The following is a 19,732-nucleotide window of genomic DNA, read 5'->3' as shown; positions in this document are numbered from 1 at the left end:
CCCCCCCCCCCCCCCCCCCCGCCCCCCCCCCCCCCCCCCCCCCCCCCCCCCCCCCCCCCCCCCCCCCCCCCCCCCCCCCCCCCCCCCCCCCCCCCCCCCCCCCCCCCCCCCCCCCCCCCCCCCCCCCGCTACAGCGACGCGGGCGCGGCGGCGACGGCGGGAACCGTCGGCCGGGCCGGCTCGCCGGCCGCGGGGACCGCGGCCGGGCCCCGGGTGCCGGCGTAGGCCGCGCTCAGCCGCCGGTAGGCGGGGCTGGCGAACGCCGCGAGGACGGCGAGGACGCCGATCAGCCCGGTGACCACGAAGACCAGGGCGATGCCGCGGGTCGGGCCGGTCCCGAACCAGTCGCCGATCGCCCGGGCGCCGGCGCCGTCGGTCATGAACGGGATGACGACGAACTGGGTGAGCGGCGCCATCAGGAACGCGGTCAGCGGCGAGGCGGCCTGCTCGACGCTCTGCGCGAAGCCGAACACCCGGCCCTGCCGCTCGTAGGGCACCACCCGCTGGAGCACGGTCTGCTCGGCGGCCTCGGCGAAGGGCATGACCGTCATGAACACGGCCATCGCGATCGTCAGGGTGAGGATCGAGGACACCAGCGGGAACAGCAGGGTCCCGGCCCACATGGCCAGGTCGACCAGCAGCAGGACGCGGATCGGGCGGCTGCCCAGGCCGATCCGGGCGACCAGCAGCCCGCCCACGACCAGCAGCGCGGACAGCCCGCCCCACAGCAGCCCCCACGCCTGCACCGACATCAGCGACAGGCCGTAGGGGTCCATCAGCGCCATGAACGCGCCGCCGAGGAAGTTGTTGAAGCAGCTGAACAGGATCAGCGGCAGCAGGCCCGGGACGCCGCGGACCAGGCGCAGCGTCCCGCGCAGGTCGACGCCGGCCGCGGCGGGCGCGGCGTCGTCGTCCCCGGCCGCGGCCGCGGCGCCGTCCTCGGGGACCCGCACCCGGGTGAGGTGGACGACGGAGGCGACCAGCACGGCCAGCGCCAGCACCAGGACGGCGGTCATGCCGCCGAAGGCGACCAGCAGCCCGCTGACCACCGAGGTGACCAGCATGGACAGCCCGGTGGCCGACCCGACCAGGCCGTTGGCCCGGTCCCGGCGGTCCTCGGGCACGAGCAGCGTCACCAGGGTCGTCAGCGCGATGGACCGCGGGTTGCCCGCGATCACGCCCAGCATCAGCAGGACGACGAAGCACCACAGCGGCACGCTGCCCGCCGTCCGGAAGGACTCCGCCGGCGTGACCAGCAGGACGACGGACGCCAGGCCGTAGAGCGCGATGGAGGCCACCGCGGACGCCTGCAGGACGGCGTGCTTGCGGTGGTGGTCGACCAGGCTGCCGAACCAGATGCCGGTGCCGGCGGTCGCGACCAGGAAGATCCCGGCGATCATGCCGGTGGCGAAGACCGACCCCGTCTCGAGGAACACCCAGAAGGTGACCGCGAACCAGACGGTGTAGTTCACGACCGACACCAGCAGGTTGTCCACCAGCAGGTGCGCGAAGACCCGCTGGGGACCCGAGCGCAGGTCCAGGGCGGGGGGCCGGTCGGCCATGGCGGTCTCCTCGTCGGTGGCTGCCCGCGGCCGGGAGGCCGGCGGACGTTCACCAGAGGAGACCGGGCGATGGCCCCGCGCTCATCGGCACCCGCGAGATCTGCACACCCGTCGGCATCAGGCGCTGAGGGCGACGGGTGTGCAGATCTGGTCGGCTACAGGCGCTCGGCGACGAAGTCGATGCAGGCGGTCAGGGCGCTGACGTCGTCGGGGTCGACGGCGGGGAACATGCCCACCCGCAACTGGTTGCGGCCGAGCTTGCGGTAGGGCTCGACGTCGACGACGCCGTTGTCCCGCAGCACCTGCGCGATGCGCGCGGCGTCCACGCCCTCGGCGAAGTCGACCGTGCCGACGACCAGCGACCGCTGCGCCGGGTCGGCGACGAACGGGGTGGCGATCTCCGACTTCTCCGCCCAGCCGTACAGCCGGCCGGACGAGTCGCGGGTGCGCTCGACCGCGCCGGACAGGCCGCCCAGCCCGTTGAGCCAGTCGACCTGGTCGGCCAGCAGGAACAGCGTCGCGACCGCGGGGGTGTTGTACGTCTGGTCCTTGGCGGAGTTGTCGACGGCGATCGACAGGTCGAGGAACCCGGGCACCCACCGCCCCGACGCCCTGATCTCGGCCACCCGCGCCAGCGCCCGCGGCGACATGAGGGCCACCCACAGCCCGCCGTCGGCGGCGAAGGCCTTCTGCGGGGCGAAGTAGTAGACGTCGCTCTGCGCCACGTCCACCGGCAGGCCGCCGGCGCCGCTGGTCGCGTCGATCAGCACGAGCGCGTCGTCGTCGGCGCCCCCGGGCCGGGCCACCGGCGCCATGACCCCGGTCGAGGTCTCGTTGTGCGCCCAGCCGTAGGCGTCGATCCCCGGCGCGCCGGCGGGCAGGGCCAGCGTCCCCGGCTCCGCCGAGGTGATCACCGGGTCGCCGAGGAACGGCGCGTCCCGGACGCCGGAGGCGAACTTGGCCGAGAACTCGCCGAAGGTGCCGAACGCGGCGCGGTCGCGGATGAGCCCGAAGGCGGCGGCGTCCCAGAACGCCGTCGTCCCCCCGTTGCCGAGGACGACCTCGTAGCCCTCCGGCAGCCCGAACAGCCGGCCCAGCCCCTCGCGGATCCGGCCGACCAGCCGCTTCACTGGCGCCTGCCGGTGCGAGGTGCCCATGAGCGCCGCGCCGTCGGTGGCCAGCGCCCGCAGGGCCTCCGGGCGGACCTTGGACGGACCGCAGCCGAAGCGCCCGTCACGGGGCAGCAGGTCGGCGGGGATCTGGATGGTCATGCGGGGTCCCTCCCCGGGTCGACGGCGTCAGCACGAGGGGCCCGCCGCGGACGTGCGTGCGACGGGCCCCTGCGGTGGTGGTCGGTGCCTCAGGAGGCGGGGGCCACCTGGCTGATGGACTTGGTCTGGACGTTCTCCCAGCCCTCGACCTCCTCGGGCTTGCGCGGGTCGGGGCCGATGTAGCGGGCCGACGGGCGCACGAGGCGGCCGGTGTTCTTCTGCTCGAGGATGTGCGCGCACCAGCCGGCGGTGCGGGCGCAGGTGAACATCGAGGTGAACATGTGGCTGGGTACCTCGGCGAAGTCGAGGACGATGGCCGCCCAGAACTCCACGTTGGTCTCGACCGGCCGGTCCGGGCGCCGCTCGCGCAGCTCCTTGAGCGCGGCCTGCTCCAGGGCGCGGGCGGCCTCGAAGCGCGGCGCGCCGAGCTCCTCGGAGGCGCGGCGGAGCACGCGGGCGCGCGGGTCCTCGGCGCGGTAGACCCGGTGGCCGAAGCCCATCAACCGCTCCTTGCGGTCGAGCAGGTCCTTCACGTACTTCTCGGCGTCGCCGGTCCGCTCCACCTCGTCGAGCATGTGCAGCACGCGGGACGGGGCGCCGCCGTGCAGCGGGCCGGACATCGCGCCGATCGCCCCGGACATGGCCGCGGCGACGTCGGCGCCGGTGGAGGCGATGACGCGGGCGGTGAACGTCGAGGCGTTCATGCCGTGCTCGGCCGCCGACGTCCAGTACGCGTCGACGGCGGCCACGTGGCGGGGGTCGGGCTCGCCGCGCCAGCGGACCATGAAGCGCTCGACGATGGTCGAGGCCTCGTCGATGCGCTTCTGCGGCACCGCGGGGACGCCGATGCCGCGGGCGGACTGCGCGACGTAGGACAGCGCCATCACCGCGGCGCGGGCCAGCTGGTCGCGGGCCTCCTCGGAGGAGATGTCCAGCAGCGGGCGGTAGCCCCAGAACGGGGCGAGCATCGCCAGCGCCGCCTGCACGTCGACGCGCACGTCGCCGCTGTGCACCGGGATCGGGAACGGCTCGGCCGGGGGCAGGCCCGGGCCGAACTTGCCGTCGACCAGCAGGGCCCAGACGTTGCCGAAGGTGACCTTGCCGACGAGGTCCTCGATGTCGACGCCGCGGTAGCGCAGGGCGCCGCCGTCCTTGTCCGGTTCCGCGATCTCCGTCTCGAAGGCGATGACACCCTCGAGACCCGGCTTGAAGTCGTCGGCCATCTCGCATGCTCCTCTGCGCGCGCGGGATCGTGCGTCGGATCGCGGCGCACGACAACGCTGGAACAGTAGGCCCAACCCCCGGGCGCGGCGCAGCCGGGGCGGGCCCGGTGGCAGCATCGGACGGGTGCCCGACCTCTCCCGCATGCGCAGGGACTACGACCGCCCCGTACTGCGGGAGGACGACCTGGCCGCCACCTGGCTGGAGCAGTTCGACCGCTGGTTCGGCGACGTCGTGGCCGCGGAGCTGCCCGACCCCAACGCGGTGGTCGTCGCCACGGCGGACGCCGACGGGGCGCCGGACGCCCGCATCGTGCTGGTGAAGGGCTACGACGAGGCCGGCTTCGTGTTCGGCACCAGCTACGCCTCGGCCAAGGGCGCGCAGCTGGCGGTCAACCCGCGGGCGGCGCTGGTGTTCCCCTGGCACGCGCTGCAGCGCCAGGTGCGGGTGACCGGGCGGGTGGAGCGGATCGGCGACCGCGCCTCCGACGGGCTGTGGGACCCGCGGCCCCGGGAGGCGCAGCTGGCGGCCGTGGCGTCGGTGCAGTCGACCGTCGTCGACTCCCGCGACGAGCTGGAGGCGCGGGTGCGGCTGCTGGACGAGGAGACGCCGGAGGGGTCGGTGCCGCGCCCGCCCACCTGGGGCGGCTACCGGGTGGTGCCCGAGGTCGTGGAGTTCTGGCAGGGCGGGCCCGGGCGGCTGCACGACCGGCTGCGCTTCGTGCGGGACGACGCCGAGGGCGGCGGCTGGATCGTGCAGCGCCTCGCGCCATGACGTCCCCGGTCGACCCGGTCGAGGGTGCCGGGAAGGCGGCGGAGCCGGCACCGGCGCCGCGCCGGCGGGGCTGGGCCATCGACACCACCCCGCTGCAGAACCCGCACTACCGCCGGCTGTTCTGGGGCATCGCCGCGACGATGCTCGGCCAGCAGATGACGCTGGTCGCCGTCCCGTTCCAGGTCTACGACCTGACCGGCTCCTCGCTGCTGGTCGGCGTCACCTCGATCGTGGCGCTGGTGCCGCTGGTCGTGTTCGGCCTGCTCGGCGGGGCGATCGCCGACGCGATGGACCGCCGCCGGCTGATGCTGGTCACCGCCACCGGCTCGGCGGTGACCAGCACCCTGCTCGCCCTGCAGGCGCTGCTGCCCGGCGGCGGCAACATCTGGCTGCTGTGGCTGCTGACGGCGGCGGTCTCCGGGTTCAGCGCGGTCAACCAGCCGACCCGCAGCGCGGTGATCCCGGCGATCGTCGGGCCGGCCGGGGTGCCCGCGGCCAACGCGCTGTCGATGACGGTGCGCCAGGTCGGCGTCATCGTCGGGCCGCTGCTGGCCGGGGTGCTGATCGGGCTGGGCGACCTGTTCCTGGCCTACGCCGTCGACGCCGCCGGGTTCGTCGTGGCCCTGCTGCTGCTGCGCGGGCTGCCGCCGCTGCCGCCGGGGTCCGCGGCGACCGGCCCGCTGCGGCTGGCCTCGGCGGTGCGCGGGGTGGGGGAGGGCTTCACCTTCCTGCGCACGCAGCCGGTGCTGCTCATGACGTTCGTCGTCGACATCATCGCCATGGTCTTCGCCTGGCCGCAGGCGGTGTTCCCGGAGCTCACCGAGACGCGGTTCGCCGACTCGCCCAACGCGCTGGGCTGGCTGTTCGCCGGCGTCTCCATCGGCGCCCTGCTCATGGGGCTGACCTCGGGCTGGGTGTCGCGGGTCGACCGGCAGGGCGCGGTGGTCATCGCCGCGATCGTGGTCTGGGGCGTGGCGATCGTCGGCTTCGGGTTCGCGCCGTCGCTGTGGCTGGCGGTGCTGTGCCTGGCCGTGGCCGGCGCCGGGGACATGGTCAGCGCCGTGCTGCGCTCGTCGATGCTCCAGCTGGCCGCGCCCGAGGAGATGCGCGGGCGGATGCAGGGCGTGTTCATCGTCGTGGTGGCCGGCGGCCCGCGGCTGGGCGACCTGCGCGCCGGCGCGCTGGCCAGCACCGCGGGGGTGACGACGGCGATGGTGTCCGGCGGCGTCATGACCGTCGTCGCCATGGCGGTCGTGGCCCTGGCGGTGCCCTCGTTCTGGCTGTTCCGGGCCTCCCGCTCGACCCAGCCCTCCGCGCCGCCGGGGGGAGCCCGGCCGGTCTCGCCCGCCCCCGAGAGTGGCGAGGGCCGACCGGGCTCCGCCCCGTCGTGACGCGCGCGCGGGGCGGCGGCAGCGTACTGACCGGTTCCGCAAGGACTACGCGAGGGCCCCGGCGACCACCCGCAGGTCGGCGACGAGCGCGTCGAACGCGGCCGCGCGGGCCTCGTCCGGCGTCCGCAGCACGGCGGAGGGGTGCGTGGTCGCGAGCATCCACGTCTGGTGCGGGGCGTCCTCGTCGTCGTCGGCCGGGTCGACCGCCGCGACCCCGGGCGGCGTCCAGGGGAGCAGCTGCCCGCGGTCCTTGGTGATCCGGAAGGACGGCGAGATGAGCGCCTTGGCGGCGGTCGCCCCCAGGCAGACGACGACCTCGGGCTTGAGCACCTCGAACTCCGCCTCCAGCCACGGCCGGCAGGCGCGCAGGTGCTCGGGCCCCGGCGACTGGTGGATCCGCCGCTTGCCGGTCGGCGTGAACCGGAAGTGCTTGACCGCGTTGGTGACGTAGGCGTCGCCGCGGTCGATGCCGGCCTCGTCCAGCGCCCGGTCGAGCAGCCGCCCGGCCGGGCCGACGAACGGCTCGCCCTTGCGGTCCTCCTGGTCGCCGGGCTGCTCGCCGACGAACACGATCCGCGCCGTCTCCGGGCCCTCGCCGAAGACCGTCTGCGTGGCCGGCTCCCAGAGCTCGCAGGCCCGGCACCCGGCGGCCGCCGTCCGCAGGCCCGGCAGCCCGACGCCGCGGGGAGGCTGGGCCGGCACGTTCTCCTGGCTCATGCCCTGATGACACCGCAGTCGGCGCGCGGGCGCGCGCCGGGCACGGGATAGCTTCGGGGGCAGGCCGAGGAGGGGGACGGACGAGTGCTGGAGTTCGACGGGCTCTACAAGAGCTATGGCGCCCACCGCGTGCTGGACGGTGTCGGGTTCACCGTCGCGCCCGGCTCGATGTTCGGCTTCTGCGGGGCCAACGGCGCGGGCAAGACGACGACGATGCGCATCGCGCTCGGCCTGGCCCGGGCCGACGCCGGCGAGGTGCGGTGGCGGGGCGCCCCGCTCGACGCCGCCGCCCGCCGGCGGATCGGCTACATGCCGGAGGAGCGCGGGCTCTACCCCAAGATGCGCGTCGGCGAGCAGCTCGCCTACTTCGCACGTCTGCACGGGATGGACGGCGCCGCGGCCGCGCGCGCCGCCGACCACTGGGCCGAGCGGCTGGGCCTCGGCGACCGGCGCAAGGACGCCGTCGAGAAGCTGTCGCTGGGCAACCAGCAGCGGGTGCAGCTGGCCGCCGCCCTGGTCAGCCGGCCGGAGGTGCTCATCCTCGACGAGCCGTTCTCCGGACTGGACCCGGTCGGGGTCGACTCGCTGGCCGAGGCGCTGCTGGAGCAGTGCCGGGGCGGCGTCCCGGTCGTCTTCTCGAGCCACCAGCTGGACCTCGTCGAGCGGCTGTGCGACTCGGTGGGGATCCTCGCCCGCGGCCGCATGGTCGCCAGCGGCACCGTCGAGGAGCTGCGCCGCCGCGAGGCCGGCCGGCTGCTGCGCGTCGTCGTCCCCGAGGCGCCGGCGGGCTGGGCGCACGGGCTGCCCGGCGTGCGGGTGGTCTCCCAGCAGGGCGGCGACACCCTGCTGGAGCTCGCCGCCGGCGGCGACGACCAGACCGTCCTCGCCGCCGCGCTGCGCACCGGCCGGGTCAGCCACTTCGCCTGGCGCGAGCCGACCCTCGTCGAGCTGTTCCGCGAGGCGGTCGCCGACCCCGCCCCGGCGCCGGCCGCGGCCGACGAGGAGGTGGCCGCGTGAGCGAGCCGAGGCCGCTGGGCAGCGCCGCGCTGGTCCGGCTCGTCGCCGGCCGGGAGATCTCCACCCGGCTCCGGGACAAGAACTTCATCATCAGCTCGATCGTGATCATCCTGGTGCTGATCGGCGTGATGGCCTTCCAGGTCGTCGTCGGCTCCGGCGAGGACGAGGGCCGGATCGGCATCGTCGGCGACAGCAGCGAGCTCGGCCCGGCCGTCCAGGCGCAGGGCGAGGCGGTGGGCGTCGACGTCACCGTCGTCCCGCTGCCCGACGAGGCCGCCGCCCGGCAGGCGGTCGACGACGAGGACGTCGACGGCGCGCTGGTCGGCGGCGCCGACGACCCGCAGCTGCTGGTGAGGGACCGCGACGCGACGCTGGAGGCGGTGGTCAACGGCGCGGTCGCCGGCGTGGCGATCGCCACCCGGCTGGCCGAGGCCGGGGTGGACGTCGGCGACGTCCCGGAGGTCTCGGTGACGGCGCTCGACGCCGGGGACGACGACGGCGAGCGGGTGGTCACCGCGATCATCGGGGTCGGCATCCTGTACGGCCTGCTCATCATGTTCGGCCAGTTCGTCGCCCAGGGCGTGGTCGAGGAGAAGTCCAGCCGGGTGGTCGAGCTGCTGCTGGCCACGATGCGGCCCTGGCAGCTGCTCGCCGGGAAGATCCTCGGCCTGGGGGTGCTGGGCCTGGCGCAGATCGTGGTCATCGGCGCCCTCGGCGTGACCGGGGCGCTCGCCTTCGACGTCGTCGACGTCCCCGGCGAGCTCATCGGCACGGTCGTGTCCGTCGTGCTGTGGTTCGTCCTCGGCTACGCCTTCTACGCCGCGATCTTCGCCGTCGCCGCCTCGCTGGTCAGCCGGCAGGAGGACCTGGGCACGGTGCTCACCCCGACCACCCTGGTGCTCGTCGCCGGCTTCTTCATCGGGCTGCAGGCCGCCGGGGACCCGGAGAGCACGCTGGCCACCGTCACCTCCTACGTGCCGGGGCTGTCGCCGCTGGTGATGCCGGTGCGGCAGGCGGCGGGGGAGGCCGCGGCCTGGGAGGTCGGGCTGGCCGTCGCCCTCATGCTCGTCGCCATCGCGCTCGTGGTCCGGCTGGGCGGCCGCGTCTACGCGGGGGCGCTGCTGCGCACCAGCGGGAAGACCAAGCTGCGGGAGGCACTGCGCGCCGAGCGCGCCTGACGGAGGACCTCCCTGCCCCCACCGCTGGCACGCTCGCGGCGGGCCCCTGCAGGGGGGCCGACCCGCCGGGCCCGTGACCTCCTCCGGTTGCGTCCGGATGGGGAGGGGTAGCCGCCCGCGCATGGCGATGCAGCTGGGCTACACGATGATGACCGAGCAGGCCGGGCCGAAGGACCTGGTGAGCCACGTGGTCGGCGCCGAGGAGGCGGGCTTCGACTTCGCGGTCAGCAGCGACCACTTCTTCCCGTGGCTGGAGGAGATGGGCCACTCGCCCAACGCCTGGGTCACCCTCGGCGCCGCGGCGCAGGCCACCAGCCGCATCCCGCTGATGACCTACGTGACGTGCCCGATCCTGCGCTACCACCCGGTGGTCGTGGCCCAGCAGGCCGCGACGCTGCAGATCCTGTCCGGCGGCCGGTTCACGCTGGGCGTCGGCGCGGGGGAGAACCTCAACGAGCACGTCGTCGGCGCCGGCTGGCCGCCGGCCGACGTCCGCCACGAGATGCTCGTCGAGGCGCTGCAGGTGATCCGCGAGCTGTTCGACGGCGAGGGCCACGTCAACTTCCGCGGGGACCACTTCGACGTCGAGTCCGCCAAGCTGTGGGACCTGCCGGAGAAGCGGGTGCCGATCGGCATCGCGGTCTCCGGCCAGCAGTCCTGCGCCATCGCCGGCGAGCTCGGCGACGCGATGATCGCCACGGAGCCGCGCACCGAGCTGGGCGAGTGGTTCGACGACGCCGGCGGGGTCGGCAAGCCGCGGATCGCGCAGATGCCGATCAGCTACGACACCGACCGGGACGCCGCCGTCGAGCGCGCGCACCGGCTGTTCCGCTGGTTCGGCCTCGGCTGGAAGGTCAACGCCGAGCTGCCCGGCCCGCCGGCCTTCGAGGCGGCCAGCCAGTTCGTCCGCCCGGACGACGTCGCCGGCAGCATCCCGTGCGGCGCCGACGTCGACGCCGTCATCGAGGGCGCGCGGGAGTACGCCGACGCCGGGTTCACGCACCTGGCGCTGGTCCAGATCGGCGGCGACGTCCAGGCGCCCTACCTCGAGTGGGCGCAGCGCGAGCTGATGCCGGCCTGGAAGGAGGCCTTCGGCGCCTGAGGAAGGACCTCCCTGCCCCCACCGCTCACCAGCTCGCGGCGGGCCCCTGCAGGGAGGCCACCCGCCGTCGGGGGAGACACGATCGGGTCAGGTCACCACCACGGAGGACGCCGCGGGCCGCCGCGGCACCGCACGATGGCGGCATGACCGAGGACCTCCACGAGCGCCTCCGGCGACTGCCGGACGCCGACGCGCCCGCGCTCATCGCCCTCGGCCGTGAGCTGGTCGGCGCGGGCCGCCTGCCCGACGCCGAGGAGTGCTTCCGCCGCGCCGCGGCCCTGGGCGACGCCGTGGCGGCCTTCGCGCTGGGCAACACGCTGGCCGCGCAGGAGCGGTGGAACGAGGCGAGCATCGCCTACGAGGCCGCCCTGGCCGGCGGCGAGGCGCACGCCTGGCGCACGCTGGGCACGGTCCTCGACGAGATGGGCGACGAGGAGGGGGCGCTGGCCGCGTGGCGCGGCGCCGCCGAGGCGGGCGACCCGCACGCCGCCGCCGTCCTGGCCTGCCGGGAGTGGTGCCGCACCCAGGACGTCGGGCTGGAGGCTGCCCTGCGGGCCGGCGCCGACCTGTTCCCGCCCGCCCGGGCCGACCTGGCCGACCTGCTGCGGGAGACCGGCCGGGCCGTCGAGGCGCGCTTCGTGCTGGAGGTCGGGGCCAAGCGCGGCGAGGCCGTGGCCTGGCTGCCGCTGGGCAACCTCTACTGCGACGAGCTCGGCGACGACGAGGCGGCCGAGGAGGCCTACCGCAGCGGGATCGCCGCCGGCGACGTCCGCTGCCACCACAACCTGGGCGTGCTGCTCGTCGGCCGCGGCGACCGGGAGGGCGCGACCGAGCAGTTCGGCCTGGGCGCCGAGGCCGGAGACGAGCTGGCGATGGCCGCGCTCCGGTACTTCCAGGACTGACCCGCCCCTGCTCGACGAGATCTGCACACTCGTCGGCATCAGCGGCTGATGGTGACGACTGTGCAGATCTCGTCGCGTCAGGGCAGCTGGCGGAGGGCGGCGAGCGGGCCGCGGTAGGACGACGCCGGCGGGCCGGTGACCCCCGGGCGCGCGGTGAACAGCCGCCCGGCCCCGGGCTGCGCCGCCAGGTCCTCGCCGGACATCCCCTCGGCCGAGGTGGTCACCACCAGCAGGTCGCGGCCGGGCCCGGCGAAGCAGCAGGCGGAGGTCTGCTCGACCGGGACGTCGACGACGGCGAGCAGCTCGCCGTCCGGGGAGTACCGCCGCACCTGGCCGGCGCCCCACAGCGCCGTCCAGAGGCAGCCCTCGTCGTCGACGGTGAGCCCGTCGGCCACGCCCGGCTCCCCGCCGAACTCCAGCAGCACGCGGCCGGCGCCCAGCGTGCCCGAGGCGACGTCGTAGTCGACGGCGTGCAGCAGGCCCGGGCCGGAGTCGGCGAGGTACAGCGTGCCGCCGTCGGGTGACCAGCCCAGGCCGTTGGAGACGGTCAGCCCGTCCCGCAGGGTGCGCACCGTGCCGTCGAGGTCCAGGCAGTAGAGGGCCCCCGCGCCCGGCCGCTGGTCGAACGCCATGGTCCCGGCCAGGAGGCGGCCGGCGGGGTCGCATGCGGCGTCGTTCATCCGCGTGCCGCCGGACTCCGCGGTGCCACCCTCGCCGGCCAGCTCCAGCAGCACCCGGGCGGTGCCGTCGCCGGCCACGTGCGTGAAGCCGCCGCCGGCGGCCAGCAGCCACCCGCCGCCGGCGGCCGGGGCGACGGCGCCCACCGTGTCCCCGCCGCGGTGCGCGGCCACCTCGGTGAGCGCGCCGTCCGGCCCCACCGTCGCCCGGCGCAGCAGGCCACCGGAGATGTCGACCCACAGCAGCTCGGACCGGCCGGCGTCCCAGCGCGGCCCCTCCCCGTGCTCGGCGACGGACGGCTCGGCGGGGGTCGCGGTCAGGCGCTGCACGGGGTCGATGGTCCCCGTGTCATCCGGCCGTCACACGCCCGGCGGCATACTCCGGCCATGTCCGAAGCCACGGTGGACGTCGCCGACCTCCGACAGCACGGCCGCGGGGAGGACGCCGGCGCCGGCACCGACGCCCCGCTGCGGGACGACATCCGGCTGCTCGGCCGGGTGCTCGGCGAGGTCATCGCCGAGCAGTCCGGCGACGAGGTCCTGGACCTCGTCGAGCGCACCCGCGTGGCCGCCTTCGGGGTGCGCCGCAGCGACGTGGACCGGGCCGAGCTCGCCGCCCGGCTCGGCGAGCTGGACGTCCGCTCGGCCAACCACGTCATCCGCGCGTTCAGCCACTTCTCGCTGCTGGCCAACCTCGCCGAGGACATCCACCACGAGCGGCGGCGGCGCTACCACCGGCGCAGCGGCTCGCCGCCGCAGCCGGGCAGCCTGGCCGCCAGCTTCGCGATCCTGGACGACGCCGCGCTCGACGCCGACGCGGTCGCCGACGCGCTGGACGGCGCGCTGGTCGTCCCGGTGGTCACCGCGCACCCGACCGAGGTGCGGCGCAAGACGATCACCCAGGTGCAGCGGCAGGTCACCGAGCTGATCCGCCTGCGCGACCGCTCCACCGAGGACCTGGGCGCGGACCCGGAGTGGGCCGGCAAGCTGTGGCGCTCGGTGCTCACCCTCTGGCAGACGGCGCTGCTGCGGCTGTCCCGGCTGCGGCTGCAGGACGAGATCGACGAGGCGCTGCGCTACTACGAGCTGTCGCTGTTCGAGGTCATCCCCGCCATCAACACCGAGCTGCGCCGCGCCCTGCGGCAGCGCTGGCCCGGCGCGGACCTGCTCGACCGGCCGATGCTCCAGCCCGGCTCGTGGATCGGCGGCGACCGCGACGGCAACCCCTTCGTCACCGCCGACGCGGTCCGCCGCGCCACCACCCGCCAGGCGGAGACGGCGCTGGGCCACCACCTGGCCGAGCTGGTCGCGCTGCGCGACGAGCTGTCGATGTCCGACCGGCTGGTCACCCCCACGCACGAGCTCTACGCGCTGGCCGACGCCTCGCGCGACGAGTCGCCGTTCCGCGCCGACGAGCCCTACCGGCGGGCGCTCATCGGCGTGCACGCGCGGCTGGCCGCGACCGCCCGCCGGGTGCTGGGCACCGTGCCCGGCGCCGCCCCGATCACCGACCTCGTGCCCTACGACGCGCCCGAGGAGCTGCTCGCCGACCTCGCCGTCGTCGACACCTCGCTGCGCAGCCACGGCGCCGGCGCGCTGGCCGACGACCGGCTGACCCGGCTGCGCGAGGCCGTCGAGGTGTTCGGCTTCCACCTGTGCGGCCTGGACATGCGGCAGAACTCCGCGGTGCACGAGGAGGTGCTCGCCGAGCTGCTGGCGTGGGCCGGCGTCTGCGACGACTACGCCGCGCTCGACGAGCCGTCGCGGGTCGAGCTGCTGGCCGGCGAGCTGCGGCTGCGCCGGCCGCTGGTGCGTCCCGACGCCGAGCTGTCCGACCTCGCCCGCGGCGAGCTGGACCTGGTCCGGGCCGCCGCCGAGCAGGTCGCGCTGCTGGGACCGGCGACCATCCCGAACTACGTGATCAGCATGTGCGAGTCGGTCAGCGACGTCCTCGAGGTCGCCGTCCTGCTCAAGGAGGTGGGCCTGCTCGAGCTCGACGCCGCCGGCCGGCCCACCTGCCCGGTCGGGATCTCGCCGCTGTTCGAGACGATCGAGGACCTGCAGAACGCCGGCGCCACCATGACCGCCGTCCTCGCCGAGCCGCTGTACCGGGACCTGGTCGCCGGCCGCGGGAACCTGCAGGAGGTCATGCTCGGCTACTCCGACAGCAACAAGGACGGCGGCTACCTGGCCGCCAACTGGGCGCTCTACCGGGCCGAGCTGGCCCTGGTCGAGGTCGCCCGCGCCGAGGGCGTGCGGCTGCGGCTGTTCCACGGCCGCGGCGGCACCGTCGGCCGCGGCGGCGGCCCCAGCTACGAGGCGATCCGGGCGCAGCCGCCCGGCGCCGTCTCCGGCTCGCTGCGGATCACCGAGCAGGGCGAGGTCATCGCCGCCAAGTACGCCGACCCCGACCTGGCCCGGCGCAACCTGGAGGCGATGGTCGCGGCGACCCTGGAGGCCAGCCTGCTCGACGTCGAGGGGCTGGGGGACGCCGCCGACGACGCCTACCGGCTGCTCGACGACCTGGCCGCCCGCGCGCAGCAGGCCTACCGGGCGCTGGTGCACGAGACCCCGGGCTTCGTGGAGTGGTTCCGCGCGGCCACGCCGATCCGCGAACTCGCCGAGCTGAACATCGGCAGCCGCCCGCCGTCCCGCAAGGCCGGCGACCGGATCGCCGACCTGCGCGCCATCCCGTGGGTGTTCAGCTGGTCGCAGGCCCGGATCATGCTGCCCGGCTGGTACGGCACCGGCTCGGCGCTGGAGGGCTGGGTCGGCGGCGACGAGGCCCGGCTGGAGCGGCTGCGCGAGCTGCACCGGCGCTGGCCGTTCTTCCGCACGGTGCTGTCCAACATGGGCATGGTGCTGGCCAAGACCGACCTGGGCCTGGCCGCCCGCTACGCCCAGCTGGTGCCCGACGAGGAGCTGCGCGCGCGGGTGTTCGACCAGATCACCGCCGAGCACGAGCGCACCTGCCGGATGCTGCTGGCGGTCACCGGGGACGACGAGCTGCTCACCGACAACCCCTCGCTGGCCCGCTCCATCCGCAACCGGTTCCCCTACCTGGAGCCGCTGCACCACCTGCAGGTGGACATGCTGCGCCGCCGGCGGGAGGGGGACGACGACGAGCTGGTCCGCCGCAACATCCAGCTGACCATCAACGGCATCGCCACCGCGCTGCGCAACTCCGGCTGATCCCGGACCGGCCCGGCGACCCCGGTCAGAGCTCCGGGACCGGCACCCGCGAGCGGTCCAGCCACCGGGCCAGCCGGGCGCCGTCCCACGGCCGGCGGCGGCGCCGGGCGGCCAGCAGCAGGCACCGCGGCAGCTCGAGCAGCGCCAGCGCGATGCCGGCCGCACCGGGCAGGTCGCGGTCGCGCACGTGGGCGGCGAGCGCCCGCGGCCGGCGGGCGAGGAGCGCGAGCGTGTCGGCGACCGGCCGCGCCGCGTGCTGGGGGACCAGGACCTGCACGGTCCGCGCGTGGTGCCACTCGCGCAGGAACACCCCGCGGGCGCTGCGGCCGCCCTTGCCGTGCCGGAAGCGGGTGCCGGGCACGCGCAGCAGCAGGTGCCCGGCGGCCCGCAGCCGGCGGGAGGCGTCGCGGTCCTCGTTGTAGAAGAAGTAGGCGGGGTCGAAGCCGCCCGCGGCGAGGAACTCCGCCCGGCGCAGCAGCAGCGCCGTGCCGGCCAGCTCCCGGACCGCGCGCGGCGGGCCGGGCGGGTCGTCGTCCTCCCCGGGGCCGTGCACCGCCGGCGCCGCCCACACGGCCCGCGGCTCGGCGTCCAGGGCCTCGGCCAGCCGGCGCAGCATCGCCGGCTCGGGCTCGCCGTCGGAGTTGAGCAGGGCGACGTAGCGGCCGCCGCACGCCTCGACCGCCAGGTCCATGGCGCGGGCGAAGCCGAGGTTGCGCCGCGCGCGCAGCACCCGCCGGCGCGCGGCCGGGTACCGTTCCGCCACGCAGGCGCGGGCCGCCGCCGACGTCTCCGGCCCGGCGGCGTTCTCCACCAGCAGCGCCCCGCCGCGCCAGCCCGCCCCGGTCGCCGCCGCGACGGCCGCGTGGTGGCGGGCGAGCGTCTCCGGGGACTCGCGGTGGACGAGGAAGACGACGTCGACGTCGTCGAGGCCGGTGCGGGGGCTGGTCACCGCCGGCTCCTACCCGCGGCCGGCCACGTGCTGCGCGACGGCGGCCGACCGGGCAGGGTCGGGGACGTGGGCAACGGGGGAGCGGTCGAGGGCGTCGCCGTCGCGGCCACCGGCGGGGACGTCCTGCAGCGCGCGGCCGCCGACCTGGGCCTGGCCCCGGCGGCGCTGGCGCCGGCCACCAGCGACCCGGCGTACCGGGTGCTGGCCGGCGCGGCCGGCGAGGCCGTGCTGCTGCGCCGCCAGTGGACCGTCGAGGGCACGCCCGAGGCGGTGGTGCTCGCCGCCGCCGGCATGGGGCCGGACCACCCGGCGGTGCGGGCGGCGGCGGTCGGCTGGGGCTGCGACCGGGTCCGCGACCGGCCCGGCGGGTGCGGCGTGCGGCGGCTCGCGCTGCCGCCGGCGACCGCGCCGCTGGCCGAGCAGTTCCTGGCCGCGGCGGCGCTGGCCGCCACCCGCGTGGAGACGGCGGTGGCGCTGGCCCGCGGCACCGGCGAGGACCGGGTCAAGCCCGACGGCAGCCCGGCGCTGGCCGCCGACGAGGCGGCGCACACCGCCGCGGCCGGCGTCCTCGGCGCGCTCGGGGTGCCGCTGCTCAGCGAGGAGCGGGCGGACGTGGCCGTCGCCGACGGCGAGCCGTGGATCGTCCTGGACCCGCTGGACGGCACCGGCAACTTCCGCGCCGGCCTGCCGCCGTGGGCGTTCTCCGCGGCGCTGGTGCAGGACGGGCGGCCCGTGGCCGGGGTGGTGGTCGACCTCTCCTCCGGCCGCCGGTGGTCCGGGGCGGAGGGGGCCGGGGCCCGCCGCGACGACGTCCCGGTCGCGCCGCGCCCCGGCACGACCGTCGTCGTCCCCAGCGCACCCGGCGGCGGCGCGGTCGCCGTGCCACGCACCGCCCGGCGCGTGCGGGTGACCGGCTGCACCGCGGTCGAGGTGTGCCTGGTCGCCGACGGGTCCGCGGCCGGCTGGCACGACCTGGACCGCTCGGGCACGCACGTGCACGACGTCGCCGGCGGGCTGGCGGTGCTGGCCGCCGCCGGCGGGGTGGCCCTCACCGCCGACGGCGAGCCGCTGCGGCTGCACCCCGACACCGGGACGAAGATCCGCTTCGCGGCGGCCGGCACCGCCGCGGCCGCCCGGGAGCTGATCGCCGCGGCCCCGCGCCGCTGACGCCCGCTCAGGCGTCGGCGGTCTCGGCCTCGATCTCCGCGGCCCGCGCGGCCGCCAGCAGGTCCTCGCGGTCGTGCATGGTCGTCCGCTGCCGCCCGCGGGTGGCGCCGAGCGCCATCTCGGCGGCGTCGATGGCCTTCCAGTTGGGCAGCAGCACCGGCTCCGCGCCGCGGGCCCGCAGCGTCCGCACCAGGTCGTCGGGGTCGCCGTGCGCCGCGATCGCCCCGGCCTCGACGTCGGCCAGCAGCGTCGCCACGGTCTCCCGCGCGTCGTGCTTGTTGGTGCCGACGACGCCGGTGGGCCCGCGCTTGATCCAGCCGGCCACGTACTCCCCGGCGGACGGCGCGCCGTCGCGCAGCACCCGGCCGGCCTCGTTGGGCACCGTGTTGGTGGCGGTGTCCAGCGGCAGCCCGGGCAGCGGCAGCCCGCGATAGCCGACCGACCGCACGACCAGGTCGGCGGGGAGCACCGTCAGCTCGCCGGTGCCCACCGCGCGGCCGTCGGCGTCGACCGCCGTCCGCTCGACCTCGATGCCGGTGACCCGGTCCTGGCCGAGGATCCGGACCGGGCGGGCGAAGAACCGCAGCTCGATCGTGCCGCGGCCCGGCTCGGCGGCGTTGCCCGCGTAGCCGCGCAGCACCTTGACGTTGCGCGCCTTGAGCCGGTCGGCCGGCGGCGGCTCGTCCTCCCCGGGCAGGTCGGCCGGGTCGACGAGCACGGTGGCGCCGGCGAGCTCACCGAGCTCGTCGAGCTCCTTGGTGGTGAAGCTGGCCTGCGCCGGTCCCCGGCGGCCCAGGACGGTCACCGACTCCACCGGGGCGGCGGCCAGCGCGTCGAGCACGTGCTGGGGCATGTCGGTCGGCTCGAGCTCCTCGGCGGTGCGCACCAGCACGCGGGCCACGTCCAGGGCGACGTTGCCGACCCCGATGACCACGGCCCGCCGCACCCCCTCCAGCGCGGCCTCGACGCCCGGCCGGTCGGCGTCGGGGTGGCCGCAGTACCAGGCGACGAGGTCGGTGGCGGCGATGCTGCCGGGCAGGTCCTCGCCCTCGATCCCCAGCGCCCGGTCGCGCGAGGCGCCGTAGGTGTAGATGACCGCGTCGACGTGCCGGCGCAGCTCGTCGAGGGAGAGGTCGGTGCCGATCTCGACGTTGCCGACGAACCGCACGTGCTCGTGGTCCAGCACGCCGTGCAGCGTGTCCCGCAGCGCCCGCATCCGCAGGTGGTCCGGGGCGATGCCGTGCCGGACCAGCCCGAACGGCGTGGGCAGCCGGTCGACGAGGTCCACGGCGACCGGGACGTCGGTCTGGCGGGTCAGCGCCTCGGCGGCGTAGATGCCGGCCGGCCCGGCGCCCACGACGGCCACCCGGAGGCGGCGGGGGGCGGGTGTGGTGGCAGTCTCCTCGGCGTCCGACATGATCGGCATCCTGACCCGAGCGGCCGGGATGCGCCAACCACCGGGCCGGTCGGGCGAGCCGTCCGCTGCCGAGGAGGAGCCCCGTGTCCGTCGTCGTCGTCGCCCACATCCGTCCGCTGCCCGAGCACCTCGACGCCGTCCGCGCGGCGTTCCTGGAGGTCCTGCCGGAGGTGCACGCCGAGCCCGGCTGCGAGCTCTACGCGCTGCACGAGGCCGACGGCGTCCTGGTCATGGTGGAGAAGTGGGAGAGCCAGGAGGCGCTCACCACCCACATGACGGCGCCCGCGCTCACCGGGCTGGGCCCGAAGCTCGCGGGCAAGGTGTCCGGGGCGCCGGAGGTGCAGGTGCTCACCCCGCTGCCCGCCGGCACCAAGGGCGAGCTCTAGCCGCAGGCGACGTCGTGGTCGAGCCCGTCGGCCACGTACTGGGTGAACACCACCCGGCCGCCGGGCACGAGCGGGTCCTCGGCGCAGAGGTCGGCGGCCTCCCCGGCGGACTCCGCGCCCGCCAGCCAGCTGTCGAGGCCGGACAGCGGGCTGCCGGCCGGGACCCGGCCGGCGATCCGGGCCCACTGCCGGCCGGTCGAGTACAGCCCGACCTCCGCGCCGACCTCCCGCAGGTAGCCGGCCATGCCCTCCAGGGCCGCCCGGTTGCGGGCCTGCGCCCCGGCCGAGCCGTACTGCCAGGTGTTCATCGTCTCGACGTCCAGCCACCACCGGTGGGCGGCCGGGTCGGGGTCGACGCCGGCCGCCCACGCGGCGGTCAGGAAGAAGACGTGGACGTCGGCGGCGGCGCGGATCCGCCCGTACTGCCACGAGCAGGCGGCGGAGTTGCCGCCGTCGCAGTCGCCGTACGGGGTCGCGCCGGTGGCCGGCCAGGTGGTCAGCCGCTCGATGAGCTCGCCGGGGTTGGCCGTGTTGACGTACAGCTCACCCCGCGGGCTGCCGGTCGCCTCGGCGGCCCACGCCAACTGCTCGGCCAGGCACGGGTTGGCCCGGGCGGCGGTCCCGCCGTTCACCCCGACGACGGCGAAGTCCGCCCGCTCGGGCAGGCGCTCGCCGCACTGCGGGTGGGAGACGTCGTAGCCCACCCGCGGGCCGTCGTCGGGCGCGGCCAGCGCGGTGCCCGGCAGCGCCAGGAGCACGGTCGCCCCCAGCGCCGCGAGGGCGCGCCCGGCCAGGGTCATCGGGGAACC

The 19,732-nt window shown here is 76.3% G+C and carries 17 protein-coding genes; 9 read left to right on the top strand and 8 right to left on the bottom strand.

The features are described 5' to 3' along the window. Positions 1–128: 128 nt before the first annotated feature. The 3 genes from ACI79F_RS21685 to ACI79F_RS21675 form a co-directional block, all read right to left on the bottom strand. Positions 129–1,562 carry an MFS transporter gene (locus tag ACI79F_RS21685; protein ID WP_456543019.1) on the bottom strand — a complete coding sequence of 478 codons (1,434 nt, stop codon included), beginning with the start codon at positions 1,560–1,562 and terminating at the stop codon, positions 129–131. 155 nt (positions 1,563–1,717) lie between these two features. Then, the gene (gene serC, locus ACI79F_RS21680) at positions 1,718–2,833 is read right to left on the bottom strand and encodes a phosphoserine transaminase (protein WP_456543018.1); all 1,116 of its coding nucleotides are present in this window, start codon (positions 2,831–2,833) and stop codon (positions 1,718–1,720) included. A gap of 89 nt (positions 2,834–2,922) precedes the next feature. Beyond that, positions 2,923–4,056 carry a citrate synthase 2 gene (locus tag ACI79F_RS21675; protein WP_456543017.1) on the bottom strand — a complete coding sequence of 378 codons (1,134 nt, stop codon included), beginning with the start codon at positions 4,054–4,056 and terminating at the stop codon, positions 2,923–2,925. Positions 4,057–4,180: 124 nt separating this feature from the next. Between ACI79F_RS21675 and pdxH the strand changes: the two genes are divergently transcribed. Then, positions 4,181–4,828: a pyridoxamine 5'-phosphate oxidase gene (gene pdxH, locus ACI79F_RS21670; protein WP_456543016.1), complete on the top strand. Its 648-nt coding sequence runs from the start codon at positions 4,181–4,183 to the stop codon at positions 4,826–4,828. Next, entirely contained in the window at positions 4,825–6,219 is a 1,395-nt protein-coding gene (locus ACI79F_RS21665) for an MFS transporter (protein WP_456543015.1), read from the top strand. The genes pdxH and ACI79F_RS21665 overlap by 4 nt, the downstream gene beginning before the upstream one ends. Positions 6,220–6,264: 45 nt before the next feature. Here ACI79F_RS21665 and ACI79F_RS21660 read toward each other — a convergent pair whose 3' ends face one another. Next, positions 6,265–6,936, bottom strand: coding sequence for a UdgX family uracil-DNA binding protein (locus ACI79F_RS21660; protein ID WP_456543014.1), 672 nt, complete (start codon positions 6,934–6,936; stop codon positions 6,265–6,267). Between the two features lie 84 nt (positions 6,937–7,020). Here ACI79F_RS21660 and ACI79F_RS21655 point away from each other — a divergent pair, with 84 nt between their 5' ends. The 4 genes from ACI79F_RS21655 (at position 7,021) to ACI79F_RS21640 (ending at position 11,135) form a co-directional block, all read left to right on the top strand. Beyond that, positions 7,021–7,953, top strand: a complete 933-nt coding sequence (locus ACI79F_RS21655) for an ABC transporter ATP-binding protein (protein WP_456543013.1) — start codon at positions 7,021–7,023, stop codon at positions 7,951–7,953. Further along, a complete protein-coding gene (locus ACI79F_RS21650) occupies positions 7,950–9,131 on the top strand; it encodes an ABC transporter permease (protein WP_456543012.1) in 1,182 nt (393 codons plus the stop codon). Before ACI79F_RS21655 ends, ACI79F_RS21650 begins: the two co-directional genes overlap by 4 nt. 121 nt (positions 9,132–9,252) lie before the next feature. Further along, on the top strand, positions 9,253–10,233 hold the full coding sequence (locus tag ACI79F_RS21645; RefSeq protein WP_456543011.1) for a TIGR03557 family F420-dependent LLM class oxidoreductase: 981 nt from the start codon (positions 9,253–9,255) through the stop codon (positions 10,231–10,233). A gap of 143 nt (positions 10,234–10,376) precedes the next feature. Further along, positions 10,377–11,135 carry a tetratricopeptide repeat protein gene (locus ACI79F_RS21640; protein ID WP_456543010.1) on the top strand — a complete coding sequence of 253 codons (759 nt, stop codon included), beginning with the start codon at positions 10,377–10,379 and terminating at the stop codon, positions 11,133–11,135. 77 nt (positions 11,136–11,212) lie between these two features. Here ACI79F_RS21640 and ACI79F_RS21635 read toward each other — a convergent pair whose 3' ends face one another. Beyond that, entirely contained in the window at positions 11,213–12,142 is a 930-nt protein-coding gene (locus tag ACI79F_RS21635) for an SMP-30/gluconolactonase/LRE family protein (protein ID WP_456543009.1), read from the bottom strand. A gap of 57 nt (positions 12,143–12,199) precedes the next feature. Here ACI79F_RS21635 and ppc point away from each other — a divergent pair, with 57 nt between their 5' ends. Further along, positions 12,200–15,004, top strand: a complete 2,805-nt coding sequence (gene ppc, locus ACI79F_RS21630) for a phosphoenolpyruvate carboxylase (RefSeq protein ID WP_456543008.1) — start codon at positions 12,200–12,202, stop codon at positions 15,002–15,004. Between the two features lie 25 nt (positions 15,005–15,029). Here ppc and ACI79F_RS21625 read toward each other — a convergent pair whose 3' ends face one another. Continuing rightward, positions 15,030–15,953 (bottom strand): glycosyltransferase, encoded by a 924-nt coding sequence (locus tag ACI79F_RS21625; RefSeq protein ID WP_456543007.1) that lies wholly within the window; start codon positions 15,951–15,953, stop codon positions 15,030–15,032. Positions 15,954–16,019: 66 nt separating this feature from the next. Between ACI79F_RS21625 and ACI79F_RS21620 the strand changes: the two genes are divergently transcribed. Then, the gene (locus ACI79F_RS21620; protein ID WP_456578942.1) at positions 16,020–17,120 is read left to right on the top strand and encodes an inositol monophosphatase family protein; all 1,101 of its coding nucleotides are present in this window, start codon (positions 16,020–16,022) and stop codon (positions 17,118–17,120) included. A 7-nt stretch (positions 17,121–17,127) separates the two neighbouring features. Here the strand turns inward: ACI79F_RS21620 and ACI79F_RS21615 are convergent, their stop codons facing one another. Beyond that, positions 17,128–18,537, bottom strand: a complete 1,410-nt coding sequence (locus ACI79F_RS21615) for an FAD-dependent oxidoreductase (protein ID WP_456543005.1) — start codon at positions 18,535–18,537, stop codon at positions 17,128–17,130. 83 nt (positions 18,538–18,620) lie between these two features. Here ACI79F_RS21615 and ACI79F_RS21610 point away from each other — a divergent pair, with 83 nt between their 5' ends. Then, positions 18,621–18,923 (top strand): putative quinol monooxygenase, encoded by a 303-nt coding sequence (locus tag ACI79F_RS21610; protein WP_456543004.1) that lies wholly within the window; start codon positions 18,621–18,623, stop codon positions 18,921–18,923. Here ACI79F_RS21610 and ACI79F_RS21605 read toward each other — a convergent pair. Further along, the gene (locus ACI79F_RS21605) at positions 18,920–19,723 is read right to left on the bottom strand and encodes a hypothetical protein (protein ID WP_456543003.1); all 804 of its coding nucleotides are present in this window, start codon (positions 19,721–19,723) and stop codon (positions 18,920–18,922) included. The genes ACI79F_RS21610 and ACI79F_RS21605 overlap by 4 nt on opposite strands. Between the last annotated feature and the right edge of the window lie 9 nt (positions 19,724–19,732).

This window comes from Blastococcus sp. SYSU D00868, assembly GCF_054050575.1.
This window is presented reverse-complemented; position numbering and strand designations above follow the sequence as displayed.

Coding starts and splice junctions, on each gene's coding strand:
- ACI79F_RS21645 (WP_456543011.1), top strand. CDS start 9,253: ATGGCGATGCAGCTGGGCTACACGATGATGACCGAGCAGGCCGGGCCG.
- ACI79F_RS21605 (WP_456543003.1), bottom strand. CDS start 19,723: ATGACCCTGGCCGGGCGCGCCCTCGCGGCGCTGGGGGCGACCGTGCTC.
- ACI79F_RS21675 (WP_456543017.1), bottom strand. CDS start 4,056: ATGGCCGACGACTTCAAGCCGGGTCTCGAGGGTGTCATCGCCTTCGAG.
- ACI79F_RS21660 (WP_456543014.1), bottom strand. CDS start 6,936: ATGAGCCAGGAGAACGTGCCGGCCCAGCCTCCCCGCGGCGTCGGGCTG.
- ACI79F_RS21685 (WP_456543019.1), bottom strand. CDS start 1,562: ATGGCCGACCGGCCCCCCGCCCTGGACCTGCGCTCGGGTCCCCAGCGG.
- serC (WP_456543018.1), bottom strand. CDS start 2,833: ATGACCATCCAGATCCCCGCCGACCTGCTGCCCCGTGACGGGCGCTTC.
- ACI79F_RS21640 (WP_456543010.1), top strand. CDS start 10,377: ATGACCGAGGACCTCCACGAGCGCCTCCGGCGACTGCCGGACGCCGAC.
- ACI79F_RS21615 (WP_456543005.1), bottom strand. CDS start 18,537: ATGTCGGACGCCGAGGAGACTGCCACCACACCCGCCCCCCGCCGCCTC.
- ACI79F_RS21665 (WP_456543015.1), top strand. CDS start 4,825: ATGACGTCCCCGGTCGACCCGGTCGAGGGTGCCGGGAAGGCGGCGGAG.
- ppc (WP_456543008.1), top strand. CDS start 12,200: ATGTCCGAAGCCACGGTGGACGTCGCCGACCTCCGACAGCACGGCCGC.